Consider the following 24,697-nt stretch of genomic DNA (forward strand, 5'->3'; position numbering starts at 1 on the left):
ATATTATTGTAATTTCTCGTTAATAATGGTCTTTACAATATCTACAGCAACGGTGTTGTATTTATTGTTTGGAATAATAATATCTGCATATTCCATCATGGGTTGTATAAACTGTTGATGCATTGGTTTTAGTGTGTTTTGGTAACGAGCTAAAACTTCGTCTATATCTCTACCACGCTCTGTAATATCACGTTTTAATCTTCTAATTAAACGCTCGTCGCTATCAGCATGAACAAAAATTTTAATATCAAACATTTCTCTAAGTTCAGGATGTGTTAGTATTAAAATACCTTCCACTATCATCACTTTCCTTGGCTTTGTCTTTATCGTATCCCCAGTTCTGTTATGTTTTACAAAAGAATATACAGGCTGCTCGATAGCTTGTCCTGCTTTTAATTCCTTAAGATGTTGTTCTAAAAGTTCAAAATCTATAGATCTAGGATGGTCAAAGTTAATTTTAATTCTTTCGTCGTAAGACAGGTGGCTCGTATCTTTATAATACGAATCCTGAGAGATTATACCAACCTCTCCTTCTGGTAACTGGGTTAAAATTTGATTAACAACCGTTGTTTTACCACAACCAGTACCTCCTGCAATTCCTATTATCAGCATATTTTTTTATTAAATTCAATAGGCAAATTTAATAAAATCTTTAGGATGAATGTTACTCAAATATGGGGAATTATAAATTACTTTGTATTCAGAATTCAGAATTTGATAATTAAAGTAACTTTTTTTGAAATTTTATTAAAATAATAGTTCTAGTTCCAATAAAAGTTATATATTTGCACCTCCAAAAAACAAATAGTTTAGCGGAATTGATAATCAATTCGGGGTGTAGCGTAGCCCGGTTATCGCGCCACGTTTGGGACGTGGAGGCCGCAGGTTCGAATCCTGCCACCCCGACAAAAAAAGCTTCAGTTTTACTGAGGCTTTTTTTTATTGTCTTTTTTGTGGCTTTTTACCGGGTTTTTGCCAGCAAATTGATTATTTATTGATGTAAACTGTCTTTATGTTTACAAATTCTAGTATTCCTTCTTTAGATAATTCTCTACCATAACCGGAAGCTTTTGTTCCGCCAAATGGTAATCTTGGATCAGATTTAACCATCTCATTAATAAAAAGAGCACCATCAGGAATGTCGCTTATCTCGTCATAAATAGCTTTAATGTTCTCTGTAAAAATCATAGTCCCTAATCCAAATCTTGAATTTTTGGCTAACGCTAACGCCTCTTTTTTGTCCTTCGCTTTAATTACTGCCGCTACTGGTCCAAATGTCTCTTCATCAAAAATAGGCATATCAGGTTTTACATTTGTAATAATAGTCGGTTGGTAAAAAGCGCCATCTCTAGAATTACCATAATGTAAAGTTGCGCCTTTTTCAATAGATTTTGAGACTTGAGTTTCTAATTCTTTAGCTAAATCCTCTCTAGCCATAACACTAATGTAAGTGTCCGCATCTTCAGGATTACCAATTTTTAAATCTTTTACTTTTTGAGTGAATTGTTCTAAAAACGTATCGTAAATTTTTTCGGTGACAATAAAACGCTTTGCAGCGATACAACTTTGACCATTATTTTGCATTCTAGCGGTAACCATTGTATCTAAATATTTGTCCAAATTAGCGTCGTCTAATACAACACAAGCATTATTACCGCCTAATTCTAACACTGTTTTTTTTAAGTTTTGACCAGCTAAGGTTGCAATACTTTTTCCTGCTTTTTCACTACCTGTTAAGGTGATTGCCTTTACTATATCATTACCAATAATAGCATCCATGTCTTCATGGTTAATGATCAATGTCTGAAAGCAACCTTCTGGATACCCAGCGTCTAAAAATAGTTTTTGTATGGCAATAGCAGTTCCTGTACTATTTGAAGCATGTTTAAGTAAGCCGACATTACCTGCTGTTAATGTGGGGATTGCAAATCTAAATACTTGCCAGAAAGGATAGTTCCATGGCATTACAGAGAGTATAGTCCCTAAAGGATCGTAACTTATAAAGCTTTCGTGAGCTTCCGTTTTAATGATTTGATCAGATAAAAATTTATCAGCATTGGCAATATAAAAATCACATAGCTTGGCGCATTTTTCAATTTCAGCAATACTCTGACTTATAGGTTTACCCATTTCGCGAGTCATGAGTTGTCCAAATTCTTCTTTTTTATCTTCTAGAATATTCGCAACATTTTTTAATAATTTTGCGCGATGTTTAATATCTGTTGTTTTCCAATTATTAAACGCTTTCTGAGCGTGTTCTAGGATTGTACTTATTTCTGATGCGGTATGATAATTATAGTGTTCAAGGTCTTGTCCTGAATAAGGGTTTTGAGTATGGATTGACTGTTTCATTTTGCTTTAATTTGTTTTGTTAAAATTATGAATTATCGATAAATAACACTTTTAATAATTGTCATTTAACAAATATTTATCAATTAATTTACATTTTATTTAAGAATAATTAAATGAATGATTTTTAACTTTGTGTCAGTAGGGACGAATAACTATCTACTATAAAATGCAGTTATTTATTAATAATTTAAAAAAGAAAAAGAAGATGAGTAAGAACACAAATACAGCATTAGGACTTTTATTAGGAGGTGCCATTGGAGCAACATTAGGAATTTTATTTGCACCTGATAAAGGGAGTAGTACAAGAAAAAAATTAAAAGAAGAGGCTATCGCCACTAAAGATAAAATTGCGAATGAGGCTATACATTTAAAAGATCAAGTGTCAAGTACATTAACTTCTCAAAAACATACGTTAGATACGCAATTGGAAAGTATTGTGTCTAGTGCTAGTTATAAGGCAGACGATGTCATAACTTCTTTAGAAAGTAAATTAAAAGATTTAAAAGCAAAGAATAAAAAATTACAGAAATAGTATGACTGTTTTTGAATCTATACAAGACTCTTCAAATCAGGCTATCGATAAAGGAGAAGATTATTTAAAGAAATCCCACGAGTACTACAAGCTTAAGGTTTTTCAGCAACTAACAACATCTGTTAGTTTGGTACTGAAGGCCCTTTTAATAGGTGGATTGGTACTTATAGGATTTGTTTTTATTGCGGTGGGTAGTGCTATTGCTATAGGAAGTATGTTAGATAGTTTTTCTTTAGGCTTTTTAATAGTCGGTCTAGTTTTTATGTTGTTCTCTGTTATTATTTATTTTAACAGACAACAAATTAATAGTAAAGTTATCCAATCCATTTCTAAAACCTTTTTTGATTAATATGACACAATTTAAGACTGAAGCAGACATAGAAAGGGAATTGAGAAAACTGAGTTTAGAAAAACAAATTGCTTGGGAAGAGTTAAAAGGAATTAAAGGCGATTTTAAAGAAGCGATTCAGCCTCCACAATGGTTACAGACAGGGTATCGGATGTTTTCTAAATTTGGAATGATGATGTTGTTAAAAAAGATAATTAAGTGATTTAGAGTTAAGGCATAGATAAAATAATATTATCAAATTCTTTTGTAATCGTAAATGGTTATAGAAGAATTTTTTTTGCCCCATTTTTTATAGCAAGACATAAATTGATATAACAAAAAAAAATAATATTAAGATATGGGCTCAAGTCTGAAGTCGGTCTTTTAAGCGGATGTCTTAATGACTTCTTAATAGTTATCTTGCTTTGTTAATGTCCGTTAAAGTCTTTGTAATAGCATGTTAAAGACTGTTGTCGAGTCTTATTTAGCTTTTATATTTGTCTAAAATTATACATCAGTACTTATGCGTTGGACCATCTTTTTTATCATGTTAGCCTTTATATCAGCTGTTCTTGGCTTCGGTCATATTATTGGTGGTTTGGCTTTTGTAGCAAAGATTTGTTGCTTTATTTTTCTGAGTTTATTTGTTGGTAAACTTTATAAAACAATCTCCGAATGTTAACAGGTTAGTGTTTTTATAATCTTCATAAAAATGGAGTCTCTAGTCTTTTAATTTCGGCTTGACCCGTGATTTTATTTCTTGAATCTAATTTAATTCAGTTAGAATTTTAACTCAATGTATTTTGGATAAGTAGATTTTAAAAATAATGATATAAGAAGTCCTTATAGCTTAATAATAACTTTTAATAAGTCTAGTGTAAGTTTCCTTATAAAAATTCTACTTTTGTAGAAGATAAAACGAATTTAATATGTCAGAGACAATAGAAAAAGTAAAATGCTTAATAATAGGGTCTGGTCCTGCAGGTTATACTGCAGCGATTTATGCCGCTAGAGCTAATATGAAACCTGTTTTATATCAAGGTACTCAACCAGGTGGGCAGTTAACAACGACTAACGAAGTTGAAAATTTTCCTGGATACCCTGATGGAATAACAGGTCCAGCGATGATGATGGAATTGCAAAAGCAGGCAGAACGTTTTGAAACAGATGTTAGAAACGGTTGGATTACTAAAGTTGATTTTTCTGGAGAGGTCCATAAAGTTTGGGTTAATGAGGAGAAAGAAATCCATTGTGACACCATAATCATATCTACCGGAGCTAGTGCAAAGTATTTAGGTTTAGAGTCTGAACAGAAATATTTGAAATTAGGAGGAGGTGTGTCTGCATGTGCAGTGTGTGATGGTTTTTTCTACAGAAATCAAGAAGTAGTAATTGTTGGAGCAGGAGATAGTGCTTGCGAAGAAGCACATTACTTATCTAAACTATGTACAAAAGTAACGATGTTGGTAAGACGTGATGAGTTTAGAGCTTCTAAAATTATGTCAGAACGTGTTAAAAATACTAAAAACATCGAAATCTTATTCAATACAGAAACAGAAGAAGTTGTTGGAGATGGTCAGGTTGTAACAGGTGTTAAAGTACTTAATAATAAAACGAAGGACTCCCATTTAATTCCTGCTACTGGATTTTTTGTAGCTATTGGACATAAGCCAAATACAGATATCTTTAAAGGATTTTTAGATTTAGATGAAACGGGATATATTATCAATGCTAAACCAGGAACATCTAAAACGAATATAGATGGTGTTTTTGTAAGTGGAGATGCGGCAGATCACGTGTACAGACAAGCTATTACAGCTGCAGGTACAGGTTGTATGGCTGCTTTAGATGCAGAACGTTACTTAGCAGCTAAAGATTCTAGTTTTGAAGTAAGTACTTCTAATTACAATTAGAGCTTAAACTTTTTAAAATAAAAAAAACCGAAGCATTTGCTTCGGTTTTTTTATGTCTTTATTTTTTTTTGAATTACTTCTTTTTTAAGATAGCATTACCTTCAAAATGTTCAATAGTTATTTTAGAACTGCCGTAGATTTCCAGTATTGAGGTTCCTGAAGCATTAATCACTAAATTGTCACTCGCAGCAATATTAGCTTTAGCTCTGTTCTCTGCAGTAACTGTAGCATTTTTTGTCGTCAGATTTTCGCCATTAAATTCTGAAGAATTATCAGCATTTAATATTAAGTTTTCAGTATCACCTTCAATTTTAGCATCAGCACTTTCTAATAGATCGACTACTATTTTAGAAGCATTTATCAAGGCTTCTACTTTACTGCTGTTGTTTAATTCTAAAGTTGCAGCTTTAGCAGTGATGTTAAGTTCAGCTTTAGCTTTATCGTTGTTTATTAATTTAAACAAATTACTTTCTATAGTTAAATAGGCTTTCGCGTTTCCAGAAGTAGTAAGTGTTAAATCTTTGAAATCTAAACTGCTTGTCGAGCTAATTTCGGCATCTTCCTTAAGCTCGATAGTATTTAATAGATCACTATAATAAACGATAATTTCTAATTTCTTTTCTTGAAGTCTACCGGTGGTCTTTAAAGTTAGGGTGCTGTCTTGAGAGACAATTTTAATGTATTCATGCAAATTATCATCGGTCATTATAGACACTTTAGTGGAATCTGATTTGACTAATCTTACTTCAAATTCTTCATTTAAAACCAAACGCTGAAAAGCATTTACGCCAGTCATTTTTGTTGTTAAAACACGACTTCCTTTTACTTTTTGCTTTTTTTGAGCAAATGTAATAGTAGTCATTAAAATAAAAAGTAGAGGGAGTAATTGTTTTGTCATTATTAATATAAAATTTGTTACGCACAAAGATAAGCAAAAACCATCCCAAACTTTTTTTTAAGCTTGAAATGGCTGGTTTTTTGATTGATTATTTTTGATTTAATTTGATGCCTGTTCTAAAAAAAAATAGGCACAATGGTTGTTACTAGATACTCGATTACTGTGATCATAGTGATTTTATTTTTTGATTGATGATTAGTACTTATTATTTATTGTCTTTGTTACTTGTTATGTTAATGCCATCGTCTTCATTAATAGTTACTTTGACGTTTTCTGTACTTGCTTTGGCGCCTTCGTCATTAATGATGACATCTAAATTTTTGGTTTTTGCGACTAAACCATCTTCATTAACGACTATGATAGCGTCGTCCTGAGTGGTTGTATTAGATTGTTTATTGTTGTTTTCTTCATTATTATCTGTGTCACAATCCAAACATTCTAATTTGGCGTGTTTTACTAATAAATGTTGCTCTTCCATTCCATTATTTAAAATGTCGTTGTAATAATGGGTATTATTTTTGTGGTAATTATAGGTGCTTTCTTCGGCATATAAAATACTTCCTTCTGGTAGGTATAAGGTTAATTCAATTTCTTGATCTCTTGATATTTCATTTTTAGGCACTGTAAAATAATTATCTAGTATTAAGTTGTTATCTACTAGCGTGTAATTATAATTGATGTTTTTAGCTCTGTTTTTAGCTTTATCAAAGTTGATACCTCTAGCAGATTTTTTGACTCTAAGCTTAGCGACATTATCCTTTGTCGACTTAACTATTAGTCTGATACCTTGAGAGAATACGACATCATTACCGTTGTCATCATTTGTATGTTGTAGACCAAAATCTCTTATAAAACGCTCGGCAAATGTATCATTGTAATTCATGCTAAGGACTAAAGTGTCATTAGTTTTAATGTTAGTTAATTGCTGTGTTTTGATGTCTGAAGCCTGCTCTTTATAACTTAAACCTTGTTTTGTACCAACAATAGCTAATCCAATAACGGCCATGATCCATAAACCAATTAAGCTGTATTTAGCAACACTACCCATTGGTTTTAAGTTTTTTATTAATATTTTTAAACCTAAATAGATAAAGAAAATAATAGGAATTACACTTACTATAAATATTAAGACAGGGAATAACCAAAAGAGGCCATCGGTACCATCATATGTTCTTACAAAGTCGGACGTAAAAAATGTAAAATCAGCATCAAAGAAGGTTCCAAAAATTAAGCCAATGGCTAAGGCTATGATACCAGCAACGCAGGATACAACTAATGCGATACCGATAAATTTTGAAACTATTTTTAATAAAGATGAAATCACACCGCCTAGGCTTTCAAAAAACGATTGACTACTTGATTTAATTTTATTAGTATCTATTTTTTTTACTGATTCGGAAAAACTATCAGAGGCTTGTTCAAACCCTTCTTTAAATTTGTCTGCATGTTTTTGAAAATCTATATTTTTTACATTTTCTGTTACACTATCAAACCCGTCTCTAATTTTTTTTTCGATGTTTGTAATGGTGACTTCTTCTCCAGTCATGGTTAACTTATCTGCAGTAGACGTCGCTTCTGGAATAAAAACCCATAGTAAGATGTATAAAAACACACCTGTTCCTGCTCCAAAAATTAAGAGTACCCAAATTAACCTGACCCAAATAACTTCGATATTAAAGTAATGTGCTAATCCAGAGCAAACACCACCAACATAACTGTTTTCAGTATCTCTAAATAGTTTTTTAGAGTTTACATTTTTAGATTTTGAATACGAGCTTGATTTCGAGTAACTTTTGTGCTCAGGCTCATCTTCAAAAATTTCGTCATCAACAAGGTAGTCTTCCGGCTGTCCCATAATGGTAATAACATCATCGACTTCTGTATTGCTAATTACTTGACGGTCTGTTTTCATGCGTTCAGAAAACAATTCTGCTATTCTTATTTCTATATCAGCTATAATTTCAGAACGCCCTTGAGAGTCCGTAAATGAACGTTTTATAGCCTCAAGATAGCGCTGTAATTTTAAGTACGCATCTTCATCTATATGAAAAAATATACCTGCTAAATTTATATTGACTGTTTTATTCATTGTTAGTTGATTTAATTGATGTTACTATATTTACTGCATTTTGTAATTCGTTCCAAGTCGTGGTTAATTCCTTTAAAAAAAGATGACCTGTTTCTGTTAAGCCGTAATATTTACGTGGTGGCCCTGAAGTGGATTCTTCCCAACGGTAGCTGAGTAATCCTGCATTTTTAAGTCGTGTTAATAAAGGATATATAGTCCCTTCTACAACTAGCAACTTTGCGTCTTTAAGTGTGCCTAAGATCTCAGCAACATAAGCATCTTCGTCCTTCAAGACTGATAAGATGCAGTATTCCAGAACACCTTTTCGCATTTGTGCTTTTGTATTTTCTATTTTCATAAGTCTTTTCTGGTGTTTTTTACAAGTGTTATGTCATTGGCATTACAGATAGCGATGTTTGGTGATTGTCTTAAAGTTGTTGCGCTTGTCATAGTTTTGTACACTGTTTCATAATGATTAACTGTTCGTTTTTTGATTGATTGATTGATTAATGCGTACTCGTTATTTTATAAATTCTATGGTAAGGGGATACTGGTATTCTTGTCCATCCTTCGCTTTTAAACTAGCATTGATAATAAAAATTAGTTCTAATATAAATCCAATAACAGCTAATAATCCTAAACTTCCACCAATGTAAAATAGGGGAGAAGGATCACTAATATTGATATGGATACCTTCAAACGCATGAAAATCTAAAATATCTAAATGGTTAAATAGACTAAAAGCAAAAAAAGGAATGGTCAGTATGCCTATAATCATAGCGTATAATAAAATGCTAAACTGAAAATTAATAGCTTGCTTACCATGTGTATCAATAAAGTCCGATTTATCTTTATTAGCAATCCATAATATGATTGGAGCAATGATGTTTCCAAATGGAAATATAAATCGAGAAAAAGTCGATAAATGAATAAAAGTGGCTAGGTTTTTTTGATGATTGGTGATCATATTTTAAAAGTATATAATAGTTGTCTATGCAAATATATATCTTTAGGAAGGTATTATGCAATACAAAGTACTGTAATTTAACATATTTTTAACATAGTGTATTCTCGATTATTTTCAATAATTTAGCTGAAAATAGATTTATAAATGAAGATATCTCCTAGTAAACTCAATACATTCACAATGCTTAAGTTACCATCAGCCTATTTGTGTGGTGTGCGTACAAAAGTATTAAATGACGAACAGTGCATAACAACGGTAAAACATCGATGGATTAATCAAAATCCTTTTAAATCTATGTTTTGGGCAGTTCAAGGTATGGCAGCAGAGTTTTCTACTGGTGCGATGATGATAATGAAGATTAAAGCGTCTGGTAAAAAAATATCTATGTTAGTTACAACTAACAATGCCACGTTTACAAAAAAGGCAACAGGTAGAATAACGTTTGTATGTAATGATGGTAATAAAGTAGATGATGCTTTAGCTGAAGCCATTAAAACTGGTGAAGGTCAAACACTTTGGATGCAATCTGTAGGTACAAATGCAGATGGGGTAGTCGTTTCTACTTTTAATTTTGAGTGGTCAGTAAAAGTAAAAAGTTAGTATATTATTGTAACAAATAATATAAATAAACAACATATAATAAATTAAAACCTTAGTAATATGTATCAAAAAAAGGGAGCATCTAATAGTAGTTTAAACGCACACGAGATCGATTATGAGATTTTTGGTGAAGAAATGCAATATGTAGAGATTGAGTTAGATCCAGAAGAAGGTGTTATTGCGGAAGCAGGAAGCTTTATGATGATGGATAATGGTATTAAAATGGAAACCATTTTTGGGGATGGCTCTCAAAATGATACGGGCTTTTTAGGAAAAATATTTGGTGCAGGTAAACGTTTGTTAACCGGTGAAAGTCTTTTTATGACTGCGTTTTATAATAATCTTACAGGAAAGCGTAAGGTTAGTTTTGCATCACCTTATCCTGGAAAAATTTTAGCAATAGATTTATTAGAGCATAACGGTAAATTTATTTGCCAAAAAGATGCTTTTTTATGTGCAGCAAAAGGCGTTAGTGTTGGAATCGAATTTAGTAAAAAATTGGGTCGCGGCTTATTTGGTGGCGAAGGTTTTATTATGCAAAAACTAGAAGGTGATGGTTTAACTTTTGTGCATGCTGGCGGAACTTTAGCCAAAAAAGTACTAAAAAGAGGAGACACATTAAGAGTGGATACAGGTTGCATTGTTGGGTTTACACAAGACGTAAATTATGATATAGAGTTTGTTGGAGGTATTAAAAACACCATTTTTGGTGGGGAAGGTATGTTTTTTGCAAAATTGCAAGGTCCAGGTATTGTTTACATCCAATCGTTACCTTTTAGTAGATTAGCAGGACGTGTTTTACAGAGTATTCCTAGCGGTGGTAAAACTAAGGGAGAAGGTAGTATTTTAGGTGGTTTAGGGAATTTGTTGGATGGTGATAATCGCTTTTAGTTTTGTAATTTTAACGTTGCTTTAACTGTTAAAATTTGATAGGTTTCATTTTTGGATAGCTTTTTATTGTTACCTTTAATCGAAACTTTTAAACTGTTCGCCTATATTACAACACTACTTTAAATCAACTTAAAAAAAATATTAATTATGGCAAGAGCAATGTTTGAGTACACTAAAACTGTATTGCAAAAAGTTAGTTTTGACACGTCTTTGTTTTGTAAAGAAGTACAAAAAGCTCTAGAGCGGTTACTACCATATGAGATTGAAGAGCTTAAGCTTTATATAGAATCTCTAGTGCAACAAAACCCAAAACTAGACCAATGTTTAATTTATTTAAAACCTTAATAAAAAGAGATAAAAAGCGACCCACGGGTCGCTTTTATATTTTATATAGCACAAGTTTATTTTATTAATTTCATCTAAATGATATAACTTTGCAAAAATCATTTTTTTCTGAAAAAGCTGTTTACAATACTATTGTTTTTATCTTTTGCTATACGACCAATGTATTATGTTGGTTATGTGGCTTACTTTCAGTTAAATATAGATTATATTATAGATGCCTATTGTATTAATAAGGAAAAACCGCAATTGGCTTGTAATGGTAAGTGTCATTTAGCAAAGCAATTGCAAGTCCCTACAAGTACTGATGATACTAACAGTGACGCTATAAGTAGCTTAGCAGAGTCGTTTTTTCCTGTATTCTATTCTGAATATCAATATACTCAGGATGGTAATGCTTTACTTCAACTAAAAAAGGAAAACGCTTTAGTTTACAATCAAAGGTATAGTTTCAACTTTGAACCTTTCCATTTTAAACCTCCTATTGCATAATTTTTATTTTTCGGCTTAAGCCATAATAGGCTTATTAACTTATTACTTAAAATTAAAAATTATACAAATGAAATTAGTCAAATATACATTTGCACTTTTAGCGTGCGCAGTAATTACAGCATGTTCATCAGACGATGATACTGCTTCAGAGGATTTATCTAATCAGTCAGGATCACTTACTTTAAAATATGATAATGGTGTAGGAGATCAAGATTTTATCTTTGGCACATCTTATAGTAAATCTAATTCTGAGTCATTTAAATTAAATACTCTAAAATATATTATTAGTAATGTAAGGTTGATGGATGCAAATGGAAACATTTTTGAATATCCAACAGAAGACAATGCGTTTATTATAGATGAATCAGATGGTAATAATGCAGGAGAGATCTGGGTAACTTTAGACAATGTAGATGCTGCAGATTATGTGTCTGTCACTTTTGGTGTTGGTATTGATCAAGAAAGGTTTGCTCTTGGTGCAGAGGGACAAGGTGCATTTTTAGAACTAGCAGATGAAGAAGAAATGATGTGGAGCTGGGCAACAGGCTATAAATTTGTTAGATTAGATGGTACGTATTCTACAAGTACAATGACTGATCAACCTTTAAATGTGCACATGGGTAGCGTTGGGACAGCTTTAGATAATTATAGAGAGGTAACTTTAGACTTTCCTAATACAGTTTTAGTAAGAGCAGATAAGACTCCAGAAGTACATATTGAAGCAGATATAGCCAAAGTCTTTGATGGTAGTACTGCTGTAAACTTTGCAGATGGCTATGATCAAGTACATACAGATGCAGATAAGACAGCAGTAATCGCAACAAACATATCTACTATGTTTGAAGTACACCACGTACATAACGATTAAATATAACTAATACACCATTGAAAATTTGATGATTTTCAATGGTGTATTAAATCTTATACTTATGAAAAAAGTAAGCCTTATTATATTAGGCTTGGTATCTCTGTTTTCTTGTTCTAAAAGTACAGAACAGGAGAGCTATGTGCCAATACCTTTACAGTTAGAATTACCATCTAATTTTCCAGACATCGCTTATAATTTGGATAATAATCCGATTACAGAGGCCGGTTTTGAGTTGGGGAAAAAGTTGTTTTATGAAGGCAAATTATCTTCTAATGGTGCTATCGCTTGTGCTTTTTGTCATGAACAAGCCTTTGCGTTTACACATCATGGACATACCCTAAGTCATGGTGTTAATGGGGCGATTGGACTTAGAAATGCCCAACCCATGCAAAATTTAGCATATCAAACCTCTTTTATGTGGGATGGTGCGGCAACACATCTAGATTTTCAGCCCATTATACCTTTAACTAGTGAGTTAGAAATGGGAGAAACATTAAGTAATGTGATTGTCAAGTTGCAACAGGATAGTTATTATCAAGAACAATTTGAAAAAGCCTTTGACGATGGCGAAATTAATAGCGAAAACATGCTAAAAGCCTTATCACAGTTTATGGTAATGATGGTGTCTTCAAACTCTAGATACGATAAGTATGTAAGAAACGAAGATAATGTGACCTTAACAACTATGGAACTGGATGGCTTAAATACATTTCAGAACAAATGCTCTGGATGTCACAGCTCGGATTTATTTACCGACCAATCGTTCAGAAATAATGGACTACCTGTAAATCCACAATTAGACGATAAAGGCCGTTTTAATATCCTAGAAGATCCAAATGATTTATACAAATTTAAAGTGCCAAGTCTTCGTAATATAGAAGTGTCGTATCCATATATGCATGACGGACGATTTACTACATTAGAAGTTGTTTTGGACTTTTATGATGCTAATGTTGTAGATAACAGAAATGTAGATCCAGCACTATTAAGAGCTGATGGTACTTATGGTATCTCACTTACCGATTACGAAAAAGAAAGTTTGATAGCTTTCTTAAAAACATTAACAGATACTCAATTTTTAGAAGATGAGCGTTTTGCAGAATATTAAATATATCATTATTGGGGTTGTAATGTTAGGTTTCGCTAAAGCGGAAGCTCATAATCCTGTAAACCCGTGTACAAAATACGAACCTTTTAAGGTATCATGTGACTTGTGTGGTTGCTCCACAAGTAGTGGGAGTTTTGGTTTTGGAACTTTAAGCAATGCTAATTTTATTGGTTTGCGATATATCTATCAAAATTTTGAATCTAAAAATGGGATTTTTGAAAATTCGCCTACTAGTAAAGAAGCCTTTAATACCGTACAGTTATGGGCTCAAATCCCTGTAAACGAATCGTTTTATGTGACCGCTAGTTTGCCTTATCAAGATTTAACACGAGATTTTAATGGAGCTAAAGAAAACTTGAATGGCTTAGGAGATGCTAGTGTTGTGGGATGGTATAAACATGTTTTTTATAAAAAGAAAGACAATGATGTGGTTGATTTTAATGCAGAAAAAGAACCTTCAGGACATAGTTTACAATTTGGAATGGGGGTTAAATTACCAACAGGACAATTTGAACAACGTTTAGCGGATAATATTAATCCAGGCTTTCAAGTAGGGACAGGAAGTGTGGATGGTGTATTTTCTTTAGGATATAACTATGGAAATGATAGCTTTGGAGTCAATACATTATTAAGCTATTATTTAAAAGGCGAAAATAAAAATGACTACCAATTTGGAGATCAATTTAGTTATGCCGTTAATTTTTTTACAGCAATACCTAAAGAGAAAATGAATATCATGCCATTTATGGGAGTATCTGGAGATATTTATGATCCTATAACACAATATGGAGAAACATTAAGCGATACGGATGGTAACATCTTAAATTTTAGTTTAGGATCTGAGCTAGCCATCGAAAAATTTATTTTTGGGGCGAGTTATACGTTGCCAATCAGTCAGCATTTATTTGGCGATAATGTAGAGTCCAAACAACGGGTATCTGTGTATGTCAATTTTGCACTTTAAAGACTAAAAAAAAGCGACCAACTGGTCGCTTTTTTTTATATTATTTTTTTTGAATGGGACTAATGATTTGCACATTTTGAAAAGCAATGGCGCCTCTAACAACACCTGCGATAACATCTCTTAACGCTTCAATGATTTGCATTTTAAGTTCACTTTTGTGATATATCAAACTAACTTCTCTAGCAGGAGAAGGTTCTGCAAAATAGTGCAGGTTCTGTTTTGCTTTTTCGTTTAAATCTAAAGTGTGTAAGTAAGGTAGTAAAGTCATCCCTAAACCTTCATTAGATAGTTTTACTAACGTTTCAATACTTCCGCTTTCTAATTGAAACTTGTCATCGTTTTGATTTTTAAACGCTTTACAAAGGTTGATAACACCATCTCTAAAACAATGCCCATCTTCTAATAACAGCATATCATCAATTTCTAAATCCGATGTTTCTAAGGTTTTTTTGTCTCTTAATCTATGGTTTTGTGGGACGTATGCAACAAAAGGTTCAAAATATAAAACACGCTCTTTAATGGTTTCATTTTCTAAAGGTGTTGCCGCAATTGCAGCATCTAAATGCCCATCATTAATACGTGTTATGATTTCTTCTGTCGTTAATTCTTCAATTTTAAGTTTAACTTTAGGATATTTTTTTACAAAGTTATTTAAAAACATAGGTAATAAAGTAGGCATAATTGTAGGTATGATACCTAATCTAAATTCACCTCCAATAAACCCTTTCTCTTGATCAACAATATCTTGTATTCTATAGGATTCGTTTACAATATTTCTGGCTTGCGTGACTATTTTTTTACCAACTTCCGTTAACTCAATTGGCTTTTTACTTCTGTCAAAAATTAAAACATCCAATTGGTCCTCTAATTTCTGAATTTGCATACTTAAAGTAGGCTGCGTTACAAAACATTTTTGTGCAGCTTTAGTAAAGTTTTGGTTTTCGGCTACAGCCAAAACATATGATAATTGAGTAATAGTCATGCTTATAGTTTAAGACTATAAAAATATAACATCTATCAATTAAATTGATGTTTAAAGCGGATTATTTAATCGTAAATTTGAGTAACCAATAAAACAAAATATTATGACACTAAATACATTAGGACTAGACACTCAGAAAACGAAGGAATTAGCAGAACAACTAAATCAGTTGTTAGCTAATTTTCAAATATATTATCAAAATTTAAGAGGTATCCATTGGAATATTAGAGGGAAAAACTTTTTTGACTTACATGTTAAGTTTGAAGAGTTATATACGGATGCCAATATGAAAGTAGATTTAATTGCAGAGCGTGTATTAACATTAGGAGAAACGCCATTACATACTTTTGATGATTATATAAAATCGTCTAAAGTGCCTGTTGGACATAATGTGTCTAAAGATGATAATGCAGTGGCATTAATAGTAACGTCTTTAACAGAATTACTAAAACTAGAGCGTCATATTTTAGAAACTGCTGGAGAGGCAAATGATGAAGGAACAAACTCCATGATTAGCGACTTTATCTCTGAGCAAGAAAAAACCATTTGGATGATGAATGCTTGGTTAGGAAAAAGCCTATAATTGCATTACATGATAATTAAAAAGAGCAGCTTAGGTTGCTCTTTTTTTTGTTTAAGTCCATTAGAATTCTAAAAATTATTTGACTATATATTTATGCAAGAGTAGCTTAATTAAGTTATAGTATTATGTGTAATTAGTCTTTATTTTGAAGTAATAAAGTCACAAGCTCTGGTCGGTTTATAATTAAGTTGTTAATGACAGTAGTGTCGCTTAAATCCATTCTGATATCAGGTATAAGGCTTCATGTTGGATCGTCAAAATCGGCACAGCCCATAAGCCAATTCGCAATTATTCTATCTTCTATTGGATGGTCATCAATTATCTTTAGGTTGTTATGCCTTTTATTTCTACGAAGACGCTTAGTAAGATCATCAAGATCTTTAGACTTGCCTTCAGTAAATTGAATAAATAAACCGTTTTTGTGCATTACAACACTGCAGATTGCATCCATTGTATTAATAGCACACGAATCATGCAAAAGATCTAATAAATCACACTTATTAAATTGTTTTTAGATGGACCAGTCTAAATGCTGCTGCGACATTTTATAATATAGTTTTGATAGGGTCTAGGGGAGTAGTACTATGTTAGATAAATAAATTTTAAATTCAAATTTTACGGACTAAAAAAGCCACTATAAAGCGGCTTAATTACTGGTCGTTTTTTGATGAGGTTAGAACCGTATTTTAAAATCTAAAGTCTCTGAGGTTACATTAAATTTGGCTTCAGAAAATTGAGGTGGACCATAACTCATAGGGTTATTTGACATTCCGTAGTTTTCTAAAGGCATCCCATTTTCAAAATCCATACGGTTATTTTTATTTTCGTCATGTAATACCATTATGGCATACGCCCCTGGCTTTACATTTTTAAAAGTGATCGTTGCAGTGTTATTTTTAATGCTAATGTTTTTATGTTGTATACCTTGTCCTTTCATCCAAGTCTCTGTTGTGTGTAAAGCAAATCCTATTTGTCCAGTATTATTTTTTACATTAGTAACGGTTACGGTTATAGTTTGTCCTTGCTCTAATTTTGTGTCTGTCTGTGCAACAGTACATGTGATACTCAGTGTAAATAAAATTAAAGTATTTAATACATGTCTTTTAATTCGGTTTGAAGTCATTATTGTGTTCATTGTGTGTTGTTTTTATTGGTTAACACTTCAAAAATGCAATTAACAATGCAACAATTCTAATACAACTGGCTCAACTGTTATTTTTAATAGACCAATTGTCTTTTTATTGTAAACGGATGATTTCTAAGCGCTTATTTTTTTGTTTTCCTGCTTTGGTATTGGTTGCGTTAATAGGGGAGTGGCTACCAAATCCTTTAGTTATTAGTTTAGTTAAATTTACACTTTTACTTATTTCAAAAATAAATTAAAACAGGTTTGGCCATTTTTACTGTTTTTATCTGCCCTCTTTTTTTACTATTTCGAGGTAGTCAATAATACTTATATTTTCTTTGGCTTCCAGGTATTTATCAATTTTATCAGGACAGTCATAAAAACGGGCTACACCAAAGACATGAGTAGATTAGTCTGCTGTGTTGATAATACCATCATTATCATTGTGGATTTGTTTTATAAAAACTAATTTTGCATTTTATATATATCATATGTTTTACATTATTGACATTTTAGGGACCATTGCTTTTGCAATTTCTGGTGTATTAGTTGCGCTTAATAAGCGCATGGATGCTTTTGGGATTTTAATTATTGCGTTTGTAACGGCGGTAGGTGGCGGAACATTGCGTGATATTTTAATTGGCGAAACACCAGTAGGTTGGATGAAAGATATGACGTTTATCTATGTTATTATTTTATCAACCATTTTTGCTGTCGCTTTTAGATCTAAAATTGACTATTTACGAAAGTCATTATTGTTATTTGATACTATTGGTATTGGACTATATACCGTTGTTGGTGTAGAAAAAGGAATATCTGCAGGACTACACCCTATCATTTGTGTCTTTTTAGGGACAATGTCTGCTTGTTTTGGAGGGGTTATTAGGGATATTTTGTGTAATGAAATACCAGTAATATTTAGAAAAGAGGTGTATGCTACTGCTTGTATTTTAGGAGGTGCAACTTATTTTTTAGTGATCAAACTCCCTATAGCTTCAGATTTTGTATTTGTAATAGCGGGAGTTGTTGTTATTGCAATTAGATTAATTGCTGTTAAGTTTAAAGTCAGTTTACCTAACTTGTATAGGGACAATTAATACTACTTTCTGATTAAATAGCTAACGAAAACCCAATATATACTGTTATAGCTTTGAGTTACCAATCCTAAATATTAGGGACTGGTAACTTAAAGCTATTGGTTTATTTTTTGTTTTTATCTATTATTTTTTTTCTGTCTTCGGCTATTTCTAAATTAAATTTCCACTTATTATTATAGTTCACTTCATCTCTTAGTTTTGCAAACTCAATAGCTTTCTCGTAGTCGCCTAAGGCGTAATAAACACCAGAAATATTACTTAGTAAACTCCAGTATACTTTCTTTTGTTTTTTGTCTGTTTTATCTGTGATTTTGTCAAGCTCTTTTTTAAAGTGGATTAAGCTTTTATTAGCAATAACTTTTAAGTCTTCTAAATAAGTGTCACTAAATTCTACCGCGTTTAAGGCTAACAATTGATCGACTTGGTCATTATTACTGATACCATACTTTTCTTCTTTTTTAATATGAAATAGATTGATTCTTTGTTTTTCATAATAACTAGTAAATGCCGATTTCAAGCCTTTTGATATTTTTATAACCACATTATCAGAGATTTTGTTGTTTTTAACAGTACGGTAGTCTCTGGCATTGGCGATATATTGATTTTTAATTTGAGAAAGCGCAATACTACTCGATTTTATGGACGCATTATTATATACACCAGCACTTTCGGATTTATACTTGTCAGAAAATGTGTTATCATATAAAATGTTATCTTCATTATCTTTGACCACAACTTTGATTGAGGAGGTTAACTCTACAATACCAGTATATGTATTAACAGCCTTTTCACCATACCCTTTTTTCTCTTCAACTCTAATAATATGTTTTACGCCTAAATCTGTAAACTCGATTATAAAATCAGGAGTTTCTGAGGTTGTAAAATTGGGCATTTCTAAATAGCGCTTAACAGAATTCGCGATATCAGGATTAGAGTAAGCTGTTGTTTTTTGTTCGCCATTAACTATAAGTTTAATATTATCTGTGTTGGACCTAATTTTAGTAGCGTAGGTTGTAAAGTTTTCAGGTAAAGCAATCTCTGGAAAATGGATTTCCTGGATGTACCATCCTTTGTTTTTTGCATTTTGTGCATTTAAGTTTAAGCTAACTAGTAATAAAAGGATAATAATTTTTTTCATGTTTTGATTTGTATTGATAGGGTAATTAAACTAAATTTTATTGTTTAAGACTACTTTATGACTTTAAAAGTTAATGATCTATTCTTGCTTGCCATAAAAGTTGACTAATACTTTTCCAAATATAAAATATAAGCATAGGATGGTTAACCCGCCTATAAAAAAAACATTGGTTAGTAATATTTGATAACCATACTTTAAACAAAACAATGAACAATAAGTAAGCAGTTGCAAAATAGCGTAGGCGATATTTCCTTTTGGACTATAACCAAACAAGCCAAGGAAATGGGTTTTGGTAAGCCCAAAAATTAGGTGTGGCATAGCATTTACTAATAGTGCTCCAATAAAAAAATTGATTATATTCATTTTTGAATTTATACAGGTATTGTCAAAATAACTTATTAAATACAAAACTAGTAATTTATAAACTTATTAGTACTTTAATGTTGAATATGCTCAAATTAAATAGGTTCTGTTTTTGGTTTTTTCTCTCTCTGTGTTTGAGTTAAAGAATACTATTGTGGTTAGGATTTGCTGAATAGAATAACTTAACGATTCTATTTTTTTTTAACGATACTGTAGATTGTGTTTATTTATCAAAATGTAGTTTTTCCATAAACGGGCACACATTAAAAGCCTTAACTTTTTAGACAAGTCTTCTTCATTTAAAAAAATATACGTAGTTCTACGTATTGTAAGACTACTTTATAAATTGTAGCTTAGCTTTTTAAAACCGAAATCAGGAACAAAAAGTGCGGATATCCCTTAATATTTAGGGGTATATGGAATAAAAGCCACCATATAACTAGTTGGCATTCATTGAGCAACGAACTCGAAAAATAATCCTAAATTAAAATATATGAAACAATCATTTTTTTTCATCTTAATTGCAACTCTACTTATTACATCTTGTCAGGTTGTCAATAAAAAAGTAATAAGCAAAAAAGATAAATCAGAAAAAAAAGAAACAATTAAAATAGATTTAATAAATGGAGAAATTAATGATATTTCATTTAAAGAATTGCTTCCAATAATTTATGACAAAACAAACACTTCTGGCAGTTATTGGGATAAAACGGAGGAATTTGGTAAACCATATTTAAAGAAATTTTATGAAGAAGGCTTCAATATTCCTTTTATATTTAATGATTATAAAGTATTAGCGTCTGCTGCAAAACAAAAAATTGAGGGTCTTGATTACCAATTAGTTTTAAGTAGTGGTTTTAATTATATGAAGTTGACACTTGATTTTGAGAAAAATATAAGTATAGAAGGTGTAACAACTTTAGAAATTAATAAAAACACAAGAATTAAAGAAATACTTATTGCACTTGGAAACCCTGACATCAAAACTCCACTAACCAATGTTTCTACTCGTGTCGTTAATTATCAATACAATAATAAAGTTCCACATTGTAAGATTCTTTTTGAGTTTTTCGAAAATTCAAGTAAAATTAAGAGAATAGAAATTGCAAGTAATAAATATCCAAGAGATATGCATTAAAATAAATTGTGTCTAATAAAAGAAATTGAAACTGAAATCAAACATTCACTCCAAAGATTAGAGTATTGAAAAATGGAAATAAGTAAGACAATTAGAACTCGGAAAAAACAACGAAATGCCAACACCGGTAACCGTTGCACAACCCCTTAAAAAAGCATAAAAACAGCTTAAAATCTTTGGTTTTAAGCTATTTTTAATTTTAATACGTCATATTTTCTCTAAAATGCAAGTGGCTTAAAACATAGTATTCGAAGGCTTATTAGGTAGTTTTTGGTACTTTTAATATAAGCAGGTAGTCCCGCTATGCTTTCTGGCCCGTTTTTTATATATTTTAAATACTTTTTAAGATTATAGGCTGTTGCGGATAGATGCATACACTTATTAGCTTGTTTAATCCCAAGGGTATTCACTTTTCCCATGCCTAAAAACTGGGTTAGTGTACCAAATACGGACTCTACCGTGCTTTGTCTTTTTCCTTTCATATAGCTTCCTTTATCACAAATTCGTGGTCGCCCTTTATTGAACAAGATCCGTGTTACGAAAACGCAATGGCAGAACGTATAAATGGCAAATTAAAAGATGAGTTCTATTTAGATCAAACCTTTGATAACGTGGCACACGCAAAGAGAATTGGAAAAAATGCAATTAATTTATACAACGACGTTAGATTACATTTATCTTTAGATTATAAAACACCTAATATGGTATATAAATTATCAGCTTAAAAACAATTTTAACCTGTAGCCATATTTCAGGACAAGACAGTTATTAAATTTGATTTTTTAGGCTACTCTTTTCAACCTAGAACATCCAAATCTGAGAAGACTAAAGGATTATTTTTAGGCTTTGATTGTGCCATAAGTATAAGTTCCAAGAAGCGTATTGCTGATAAATTAGGAGAATTGAAAGTACATAGAATGACTTGTAAGAGTATTATAGGTATTGCGCATCGCTTAAACCCTATTATTAGAGGTTGGATACGCTACTAGGGTAAATTTAGAATATCTATGCTACACAAGGTTTTCAAATTACTCAACAATCGTTTAGTGAGGTGGGCAAGAAAACGGTATAAGCGCTATAAAACAAGTATAAAACGTGCCTATAAATGGTTTAACAGAGAGCAGGAACAATTCCCTAACTTATTTTATCATTGGCACATGGGTTTTATCCAGTAATTTAGTACTTTAGATTTGTATAACAAGAGCCGTATGATGCGAGAGTATCACGTACGGTTCTGTGAGAGACTTGAGGTGAAATCCCTCTTGTCTACTCGACTACATAAACGTTACAAAACATTACTCTAAAAAAATAAGCTTAGATGATTTATCTGAAGATGAGTTTACGGGGATTACAATAACAAAAAAAGGTAAAAGTTTCATTAAAGAAAAATGCCAATCAGTAAAAAACTTTAAAGGTATTGTTATCTTTTACCTTTCGGTTGAGAATGAGGAACCTCGTGGAGGTGATGCACAGCTATTTCCCTTAGATGGTCAATTTGTATTCATATATCTAAATTCTGCTGCTCTTAGAGATTTTCCACATGAAATAGGTCATGTATTAGGATTACAACATTCTTTCCTTGAGACATCGGATTATATTTCGAAAATGGAAAATATTATCAAGAAATATAATATTCAGTTAAATGAACAAAAAGCTTATAGGAAACAACCAAATTATAATCAAAACAAGGTAGAGAAAAATATTTCTAAATTAAATCAATATATAGAGGATTCGAAACAGGATATTATAGAATATCAATCTATTATAAAAGACAATCCCTATAAGTTCCCAGAAACTTCAACAACGAATTTGATGGACTACTTCGTTGGTGATGATATCTATAAGAGTAAAGATTTTTACAGATGGCAATGGCTTATTATGCAGAAAGATATTATAAATTATTACAATTAAACATGAGAACATTCATTTTATTTTTTATCATCGCTTTGTCTTATTCTTGTAAGACTAAAATAAATCCACCATCTATCAAAGTAATTGAAATTCCAGACCCTAATCCTCATACTTCTAAAGTACCTTTAGGGAATAATTCGATTAAAGCTGTCGTCAAGTACTTTAATGGAAAAAATGTGACTTTGGCTGCAATTAAATTAGTAGTTAACGACACTACATGCGTAAATTCGTATTCTAATTTTGATGGTCAATTCAGCATTTTATATGACAAGGAAATAATTAACACAGAAAGTCATCTTGTAGTTGTTTTTAAAGGGTATTCAAAAAAGATTATTCCTTTCACCGACATTGAGAAGGATAGCGTTATAACCCTTAATAAGAGCGGAGAACTTCTTACCGAAACAGAATATCACTATTTTTTTGACAATATAAGAAGTTGCACTCAATAACTTTCTTTAACAGATTAATATAATTGATTTCTTCCAAAATAAGTTTTTTTGGATGTTCAAATAATAGTTGAGAACAAACGTTTTGTAACAGCGTATAAAAAACATAGGGCATTTGTCTTAACCTAAAGGTCTGTGAGTATTAATTAAGTCCGCTAAATATAAAATTTGGCGTTTATAGTAAAAAAGATAAAAGCAAAATTTTTATATTTAGCTAAGTAATAAACCGAAACGAAAGTGCTTATCACCTGCCCTATGTTTCTTATACTAACCGTTGGCAACAAGCTAAAAATCAGAACGCAAGAAAATGAATAGAATACTTTTTATATTATTTCTAACTTTCAATTTAAGTTGTTTTTCGCAAACTCAAGCGGAAATGAATAAAGATGTCTATGCAGAATTTAATGAATCTGACAAGCAACTAAATGACATATATAAAACCATTTTATCAGAATATAAAACAGATACAATTTTTATAGATAATTTAAAAAAATCTCAACGATTATGGACACAATTCCGAGATGCTGAAATGGAAATGAAATATCCAAATTACCCAGAAAAAATATACGGTTCAATTCATCCGACTTGTAGAGCATTTTATTTAAAAGAATTGACTGACAAACGAATCAAAACTCTAAATATTTGGGTTAGCAGAACTGAAGAAGGTGATGTTTGTAGTGGTTCTGTTAAGATCATTGAAGAAATAGATTCTGAATATATGGGCAAAGCATATATTGGGAAAAATGGAGAGATATGGTTGACTGCAAATATGAAAAGAGACCATCGAATTTTTGGTTATAAAAATAAAGACATCAATTCGACAAAAATGATACTAATATCAATTTTCACGAATGAAGTAAAAAACAATCCATTTGACTGTAAATATGGAGCATATTATGAAACAAGCGGAATTAAAGATTTCAAGTTAAAATATGTTGAGACTGAGAATAACTTTTTGAAAATTAAAATAATAAAAGAAGGAAAAACCATTGACGAAGTATTTATGTTAAAAAAATGGTTTGAATTTGAAAAATAAAAAAAGCCAGTTGCCAATAAAGTACTGTGTTAAAAACAAGTAAAATCCCATTAATTTTTCACTAACGTACTTTTATATTATTTATCAAATATTAACCCTGATTTAGCAATAGCAAAGGCTTGTTTTAATAACTTATTACAAACCGCTATTAAGGCTTGTTTTTTGCTTTTTCCTTTGGCTACTAATCGCTCATAAATAGCCTTGCAAGCTTTGTTGTATTTGCAAGCGCTAAAACTGCACATAAACAATAAATTTCTAAGTTTTTGATTACCCATTTTACTAATTGGTGGTCGCCCTTTACTGAACAAGATCCGTGTTACGAAAACGCAATGGCAGAATGTGTAAATGGCATATTAAAAGATGAGTTCTATTTAGATCAAACCTTTGATAGTGTAGCACACGCAAAGAGCGCTGCAAAAAATGCAATTAATTTATACAACGACGTTAGATTACATTTATCTTTAGACTATAAAACACCAAATATGGTATATAAATTATCAGCTTAATTCAATTTTAACCTGTAGCCATATTTCAGGACAAGACATTCCACTCAT

General features: G+C 31.4%; 31 protein-coding genes, 1 tRNA gene and 2 pseudogenes. 22 read left to right on the forward strand and 12 right to left on the reverse strand.

Going from position 1 to position 24,697, the window contains the following annotated elements; translation table 11 throughout:
• Nucleotides 1-3: 3 nt before the first annotated feature.
• Nucleotides 4-612: a uridine kinase gene (gene udk / locus E9099_RS12095; protein WP_101019820.1), complete on the reverse strand. Its 609-nt coding sequence runs from the start codon at nt 610-612 to the stop codon at nt 4-6.
• 219 nt (nt 613-831) lie between these two features.
• Between udk and E9099_RS12100 the strand changes: the two genes are divergently transcribed.
• A tRNA-Pro gene (locus E9099_RS12100) sits at nt 832-906 on the forward strand.
• A gap of 81 nt (nt 907-987) precedes the next feature.
• Here E9099_RS12100 and E9099_RS12105 read toward each other — a convergent pair.
• Entirely contained in the window at nt 988-2,352 is a 1,365-nt protein-coding gene (locus tag E9099_RS12105; RefSeq protein WP_136583827.1) for an NAD-dependent succinate-semialdehyde dehydrogenase, read from the reverse strand.
• A gap of 205 nt (nt 2,353-2,557) precedes the next feature.
• On the opposite strand from E9099_RS12105, the gene E9099_RS12110 reads away from it, so the two are divergent.
• From E9099_RS12110 to trxB, 5 genes are all read left to right on the forward strand, one after another.
• Nucleotides 2,558-2,884: a YtxH domain-containing protein gene (locus E9099_RS12110; protein ID WP_101021028.1), complete on the forward strand. Its 327-nt coding sequence runs from the start codon at nt 2,558-2,560 to the stop codon at nt 2,882-2,884.
• A gap of 1 nt (nt 2,885) precedes the next feature.
• On the forward strand, nt 2,886-3,233 hold the full coding sequence (locus E9099_RS12115; protein ID WP_136583828.1) for a hypothetical protein: 348 nt from the start codon (nt 2,886-2,888) through the stop codon (nt 3,231-3,233).
• Between the two features lies 1 nt (nt 3,234).
• Entirely contained in the window at nt 3,235-3,435 is a 201-nt protein-coding gene (locus tag E9099_RS12120) for a hypothetical protein (protein ID WP_136583829.1), read from the forward strand.
• A gap of 324 nt (nt 3,436-3,759) precedes the next feature.
• Complete coding sequence (locus E9099_RS19760; RefSeq protein ID WP_410523980.1) at nt 3,760-3,894, forward strand: DUF1328 domain-containing protein; 135 nt, start codon at nt 3,760-3,762, stop codon at nt 3,892-3,894.
• Between the two features lie 247 nt (nt 3,895-4,141).
• Nucleotides 4,142-5,125 carry a thioredoxin-disulfide reductase gene (trxB, locus tag E9099_RS12130; protein WP_136583831.1) on the forward strand — a complete coding sequence of 328 codons (984 nt, stop codon included), beginning with the start codon at nt 4,142-4,144 and terminating at the stop codon, nt 5,123-5,125.
• Nucleotides 5,126-5,198: 73 nt separating this feature from the next.
• On the opposite strand, the gene E9099_RS12135 is transcribed toward trxB, so the two are convergent.
• From E9099_RS12135 to E9099_RS12150, 4 genes are all read right to left on the reverse strand, one after another.
• Nucleotides 5,199-6,023, reverse strand: a complete 825-nt coding sequence (locus E9099_RS12135; RefSeq protein WP_136583832.1) for a GIN domain-containing protein — start codon at nt 6,021-6,023, stop codon at nt 5,199-5,201.
• Nucleotides 6,024-6,228: 205 nt separating this feature from the next.
• A complete protein-coding gene (locus E9099_RS12140; RefSeq protein WP_136583833.1) occupies nt 6,229-8,112 on the reverse strand; it encodes a PspC domain-containing protein in 1,884 nt (627 codons plus the stop codon).
• On the reverse strand, nt 8,105-8,449 hold the full coding sequence (locus E9099_RS12145; RefSeq protein ID WP_136583834.1) for a PadR family transcriptional regulator: 345 nt from the start codon (nt 8,447-8,449) through the stop codon (nt 8,105-8,107). Before E9099_RS12145 ends, E9099_RS12140 begins: the two co-directional genes overlap by 8 nt.
• Nucleotides 8,450-8,611: 162 nt before the next feature.
• Nucleotides 8,612-9,058 (reverse strand): DUF4870 domain-containing protein, encoded by a 447-nt coding sequence (locus tag E9099_RS12150; protein ID WP_136583835.1) that lies wholly within the window; start codon nt 9,056-9,058, stop codon nt 8,612-8,614.
• Between the two features lie 144 nt (nt 9,059-9,202).
• Between E9099_RS12150 and E9099_RS12155 the strand changes: the two genes are divergently transcribed.
• The 7 genes from E9099_RS12155 to E9099_RS12185 all read left to right on the forward strand — a co-directional run bounded on the left by E9099_RS12155 (nt 9,203) and on the right by E9099_RS12185 (nt 14,323).
• A complete protein-coding gene (locus tag E9099_RS12155; protein WP_136583836.1) occupies nt 9,203-9,658 on the forward strand; it encodes a DUF4442 domain-containing protein in 456 nt (151 codons plus the stop codon).
• A 60-nt stretch (nt 9,659-9,718) separates the two neighbouring features.
• Nucleotides 9,719-10,549: a TIGR00266 family protein gene (locus E9099_RS12160; protein ID WP_136583837.1), complete on the forward strand. Its 831-nt coding sequence runs from the start codon at nt 9,719-9,721 to the stop codon at nt 10,547-10,549.
• Nucleotides 10,550-10,696: 147 nt separating this feature from the next.
• On the forward strand, nt 10,697-10,894 hold the full coding sequence (locus E9099_RS12165; protein WP_101019788.1) for a hypothetical protein: 198 nt from the start codon (nt 10,697-10,699) through the stop codon (nt 10,892-10,894).
• A 132-nt stretch (nt 10,895-11,026) separates the two neighbouring features.
• Entirely contained in the window at nt 11,027-11,383 is a 357-nt protein-coding gene (locus E9099_RS12170; protein WP_136583838.1) for a hypothetical protein, read from the forward strand.
• A 67-nt stretch (nt 11,384-11,450) separates the two neighbouring features.
• Complete coding sequence (locus E9099_RS12175; RefSeq protein ID WP_136583839.1) at nt 11,451-12,251, forward strand: MbnP family protein; 801 nt, start codon at nt 11,451-11,453, stop codon at nt 12,249-12,251.
• A gap of 61 nt (nt 12,252-12,312) precedes the next feature.
• Nucleotides 12,313-13,359, forward strand: a complete 1,047-nt coding sequence (locus tag E9099_RS12180) for a cytochrome-c peroxidase (RefSeq protein ID WP_136583840.1) — start codon at nt 12,313-12,315, stop codon at nt 13,357-13,359.
• Nucleotides 13,337-14,323: a hypothetical protein gene (locus E9099_RS12185; protein ID WP_205960999.1), complete on the forward strand. Its 987-nt coding sequence runs from the start codon at nt 13,337-13,339 to the stop codon at nt 14,321-14,323. Before E9099_RS12180 ends, E9099_RS12185 begins: the two co-directional genes overlap by 23 nt.
• A 40-nt stretch (nt 14,324-14,363) precedes the next feature.
• On the opposite strand, the gene E9099_RS12190 is transcribed toward E9099_RS12185, so the two are convergent.
• On the reverse strand, nt 14,364-15,305 hold the full coding sequence (locus E9099_RS12190; protein WP_136583841.1) for a hydrogen peroxide-inducible genes activator: 942 nt from the start codon (nt 15,303-15,305) through the stop codon (nt 14,364-14,366).
• A 103-nt stretch (nt 15,306-15,408) separates the two neighbouring features.
• Here E9099_RS12190 and E9099_RS12195 point away from each other — a divergent pair, with 103 nt between their 5' ends.
• On the forward strand, nt 15,409-15,888 hold the full coding sequence (locus E9099_RS12195; RefSeq protein WP_136583842.1) for a Dps family protein: 480 nt from the start codon (nt 15,409-15,411) through the stop codon (nt 15,886-15,888).
• 241 nt (nt 15,889-16,129) lie between these two features.
• Here the strand turns inward: E9099_RS12195 and E9099_RS12200 are convergent.
• Nucleotides 16,130-16,384, reverse strand: a pseudogene (locus E9099_RS12200) (BLUF domain-containing protein); the annotation flags it as partial.
• A 177-nt stretch (nt 16,385-16,561) separates the two neighbouring features.
• Nucleotides 16,562-17,023, reverse strand: coding sequence for a DUF2141 domain-containing protein (locus E9099_RS12205; protein ID WP_240788893.1), 462 nt, complete (start codon nt 17,021-17,023; stop codon nt 16,562-16,564).
• 482 nt (nt 17,024-17,505) lie between these two features.
• Here E9099_RS12205 and E9099_RS12210 point away from each other — a divergent pair, with 482 nt between their 5' ends.
• Nucleotides 17,506-18,111, forward strand: coding sequence for a trimeric intracellular cation channel family protein (locus E9099_RS12210; RefSeq protein ID WP_136583844.1), 606 nt, complete (start codon nt 17,506-17,508; stop codon nt 18,109-18,111).
• A 103-nt stretch (nt 18,112-18,214) separates the two neighbouring features.
• On the opposite strand, the gene E9099_RS12215 is transcribed toward E9099_RS12210, so the two are convergent.
• Entirely contained in the window at nt 18,215-19,249 is a 1,035-nt protein-coding gene (locus E9099_RS12215) for a hypothetical protein (protein WP_136583845.1), read from the reverse strand.
• A gap of 856 nt (nt 19,250-20,105) precedes the next feature.
• Between E9099_RS12215 and E9099_RS12220 the strand changes: the two genes are divergently transcribed.
• Nucleotides 20,106-20,750 carry a hypothetical protein gene (locus tag E9099_RS12220; RefSeq protein WP_136583846.1) on the forward strand — a complete coding sequence of 215 codons (645 nt, stop codon included), beginning with the start codon at nt 20,106-20,108 and terminating at the stop codon, nt 20,748-20,750.
• 218 nt (nt 20,751-20,968) lie between these two features.
• On the opposite strand, the gene E9099_RS19515 is transcribed toward E9099_RS12220, so the two are convergent.
• A complete protein-coding gene (locus E9099_RS19515) occupies nt 20,969-21,232 on the reverse strand; it encodes a transposase (RefSeq protein WP_240788894.1) in 264 nt (87 codons plus the stop codon).
• Here E9099_RS19515 and E9099_RS12230 point away from each other — a divergent pair.
• The 5 genes from E9099_RS12230 to E9099_RS12250 all read left to right on the forward strand — a co-directional run bounded on the left by E9099_RS12230 (nt 21,215) and on the right by E9099_RS12250 (nt 24,143).
• Nucleotides 21,215-21,475: an integrase core domain-containing protein gene (locus E9099_RS12230; RefSeq protein WP_262710406.1), complete on the forward strand. Its 261-nt coding sequence runs from the start codon at nt 21,215-21,217 to the stop codon at nt 21,473-21,475. The genes E9099_RS19515 and E9099_RS12230 overlap by 18 nt on opposite strands.
• Nucleotides 21,476-21,631: 156 nt before the next feature.
• On the forward strand, nt 21,632-21,739 hold the full coding sequence (locus tag E9099_RS19520) for a group II intron maturase-specific domain-containing protein (RefSeq protein WP_262710436.1): 108 nt from the start codon (nt 21,632-21,634) through the stop codon (nt 21,737-21,739).
• Nucleotides 21,740-22,355: 616 nt separating this feature from the next.
• Nucleotides 22,356-22,661, forward strand: a complete 306-nt coding sequence (locus tag E9099_RS12240; protein ID WP_136583848.1) for a hypothetical protein — start codon at nt 22,356-22,358, stop codon at nt 22,659-22,661.
• Between the two features lie 2 nt (nt 22,662-22,663).
• A complete protein-coding gene (locus tag E9099_RS12245; RefSeq protein WP_136583849.1) occupies nt 22,664-23,110 on the forward strand; it encodes a hypothetical protein in 447 nt (148 codons plus the stop codon).
• Nucleotides 23,111-23,414: 304 nt separating this feature from the next.
• Nucleotides 23,415-24,143: a lysozyme inhibitor LprI family protein gene (locus E9099_RS12250; protein WP_136583850.1), complete on the forward strand. Its 729-nt coding sequence runs from the start codon at nt 23,415-23,417 to the stop codon at nt 24,141-24,143.
• Nucleotides 24,144-24,220: 77 nt separating this feature from the next.
• On the opposite strand, the pseudogene E9099_RS12255 reads toward E9099_RS12250, so the two are convergent.
• A pseudogene (locus E9099_RS12255) lies at nt 24,221-24,442 on the reverse strand (IS110 family transposase); the annotation flags it as partial.
• Between E9099_RS12255 and E9099_RS12260 the strand changes: the two are divergent.
• A complete protein-coding gene (locus E9099_RS12260) occupies nt 24,407-24,649 on the forward strand; it encodes an integrase core domain-containing protein (protein ID WP_262710407.1) in 243 nt (80 codons plus the stop codon). The pseudogene E9099_RS12255 and the gene E9099_RS12260 sit on opposite strands and share 36 nt — an antisense overlap.
• The last annotated feature ends 48 nt before the right edge of the window (nt 24,650-24,697 follow it).

The sequence above is a fragment of the Psychroserpens sp. NJDZ02 genome (assembly GCF_004843725.1).
In the GTDB taxonomy this organism is placed as follows: Bacteria; Bacteroidota; Bacteroidia; order Flavobacteriales; family Flavobacteriaceae; genus Olleya.

Coding starts and splice junctions, on each gene's coding strand:
- E9099_RS12120 (WP_136583829.1), top strand. CDS start 3,235: ATGACACAATTTAAGACTGAAGCAGACATAGAAAGGGAATTGAGAAAA.
- E9099_RS12250 (WP_136583850.1), top strand. CDS start 23,415: ATGAATAGAATACTTTTTATATTATTTCTAACTTTCAATTTAAGTTGT.
- E9099_RS12160 (WP_136583837.1), top strand. CDS start 9,719: ATGTATCAAAAAAAGGGAGCATCTAATAGTAGTTTAAACGCACACGAG.
- E9099_RS12180 (WP_136583840.1), top strand. CDS start 12,313: ATGAAAAAAGTAAGCCTTATTATATTAGGCTTGGTATCTCTGTTTTCT.
- E9099_RS12240 (WP_136583848.1), top strand. CDS start 22,356: ATGGAAAATATTATCAAGAAATATAATATTCAGTTAAATGAACAAAAA.
- udk (WP_101019820.1), bottom strand. CDS start 612: ATGCTGATAATAGGAATTGCAGGAGGTACTGGTTGTGGTAAAACAACG.
- E9099_RS12205 (WP_240788893.1), bottom strand. CDS start 17,023: ATGAACACAATAATGACTTCAAACCGAATTAAAAGACATGTATTAAAT.
- E9099_RS12215 (WP_136583845.1), bottom strand. CDS start 19,249: ATGAAAAAAATTATTATCCTTTTATTACTAGTTAGCTTAAACTTAAAT.
- E9099_RS12135 (WP_136583832.1), bottom strand. CDS start 6,023: ATGACAAAACAATTACTCCCTCTACTTTTTATTTTAATGACTACTATT.
- E9099_RS12140 (WP_136583833.1), bottom strand. CDS start 8,112: ATGAATAAAACAGTCAATATAAATTTAGCAGGTATATTTTTTCATATA.
- trxB (WP_136583831.1), top strand. CDS start 4,142: ATGTCAGAGACAATAGAAAAAGTAAAATGCTTAATAATAGGGTCTGGT.
- E9099_RS12185 (WP_205960999.1), top strand. CDS start 13,337: ATGAGCGTTTTGCAGAATATTAAATATATCATTATTGGGGTTGTAATG.
- E9099_RS19515 (WP_240788894.1), bottom strand. CDS start 21,232: ATGAAAGGAAAAAGACAAAGCACGGTAGAGTCCGTATTTGGTACACTA.
- E9099_RS12195 (WP_136583842.1), top strand. CDS start 15,409: ATGACACTAAATACATTAGGACTAGACACTCAGAAAACGAAGGAATTA.
- E9099_RS12220 (WP_136583846.1), top strand. CDS start 20,106: ATGAAACAATCATTTTTTTTCATCTTAATTGCAACTCTACTTATTACA.
- E9099_RS12245 (WP_136583849.1), top strand. CDS start 22,664: ATGAGAACATTCATTTTATTTTTTATCATCGCTTTGTCTTATTCTTGT.
- E9099_RS12145 (WP_136583834.1), bottom strand. CDS start 8,449: ATGAAAATAGAAAATACAAAAGCACAAATGCGAAAAGGTGTTCTGGAA.
- E9099_RS12190 (WP_136583841.1), bottom strand. CDS start 15,305: ATGACTATTACTCAATTATCATATGTTTTGGCTGTAGCCGAAAACCAA.
- E9099_RS12110 (WP_101021028.1), top strand. CDS start 2,558: ATGAGTAAGAACACAAATACAGCATTAGGACTTTTATTAGGAGGTGCC.
- E9099_RS12155 (WP_136583836.1), top strand. CDS start 9,203: ATGAAGATATCTCCTAGTAAACTCAATACATTCACAATGCTTAAGTTA.
- E9099_RS12210 (WP_136583844.1), top strand. CDS start 17,506: ATGTTTTACATTATTGACATTTTAGGGACCATTGCTTTTGCAATTTCT.
- E9099_RS19760 (WP_410523980.1), top strand. CDS start 3,760: ATGTTAGCCTTTATATCAGCTGTTCTTGGCTTCGGTCATATTATTGGT.
- E9099_RS12165 (WP_101019788.1), top strand. CDS start 10,697: ATGGCAAGAGCAATGTTTGAGTACACTAAAACTGTATTGCAAAAAGTT.
- E9099_RS12175 (WP_136583839.1), top strand. CDS start 11,451: ATGAAATTAGTCAAATATACATTTGCACTTTTAGCGTGCGCAGTAATT.
- E9099_RS12115 (WP_136583828.1), top strand. CDS start 2,886: ATGACTGTTTTTGAATCTATACAAGACTCTTCAAATCAGGCTATCGAT.
- E9099_RS12105 (WP_136583827.1), bottom strand. CDS start 2,352: ATGAAACAGTCAATCCATACTCAAAACCCTTATTCAGGACAAGACCTT.
- E9099_RS12150 (WP_136583835.1), bottom strand. CDS start 9,058: ATGATCACCAATCATCAAAAAAACCTAGCCACTTTTATTCATTTATCG.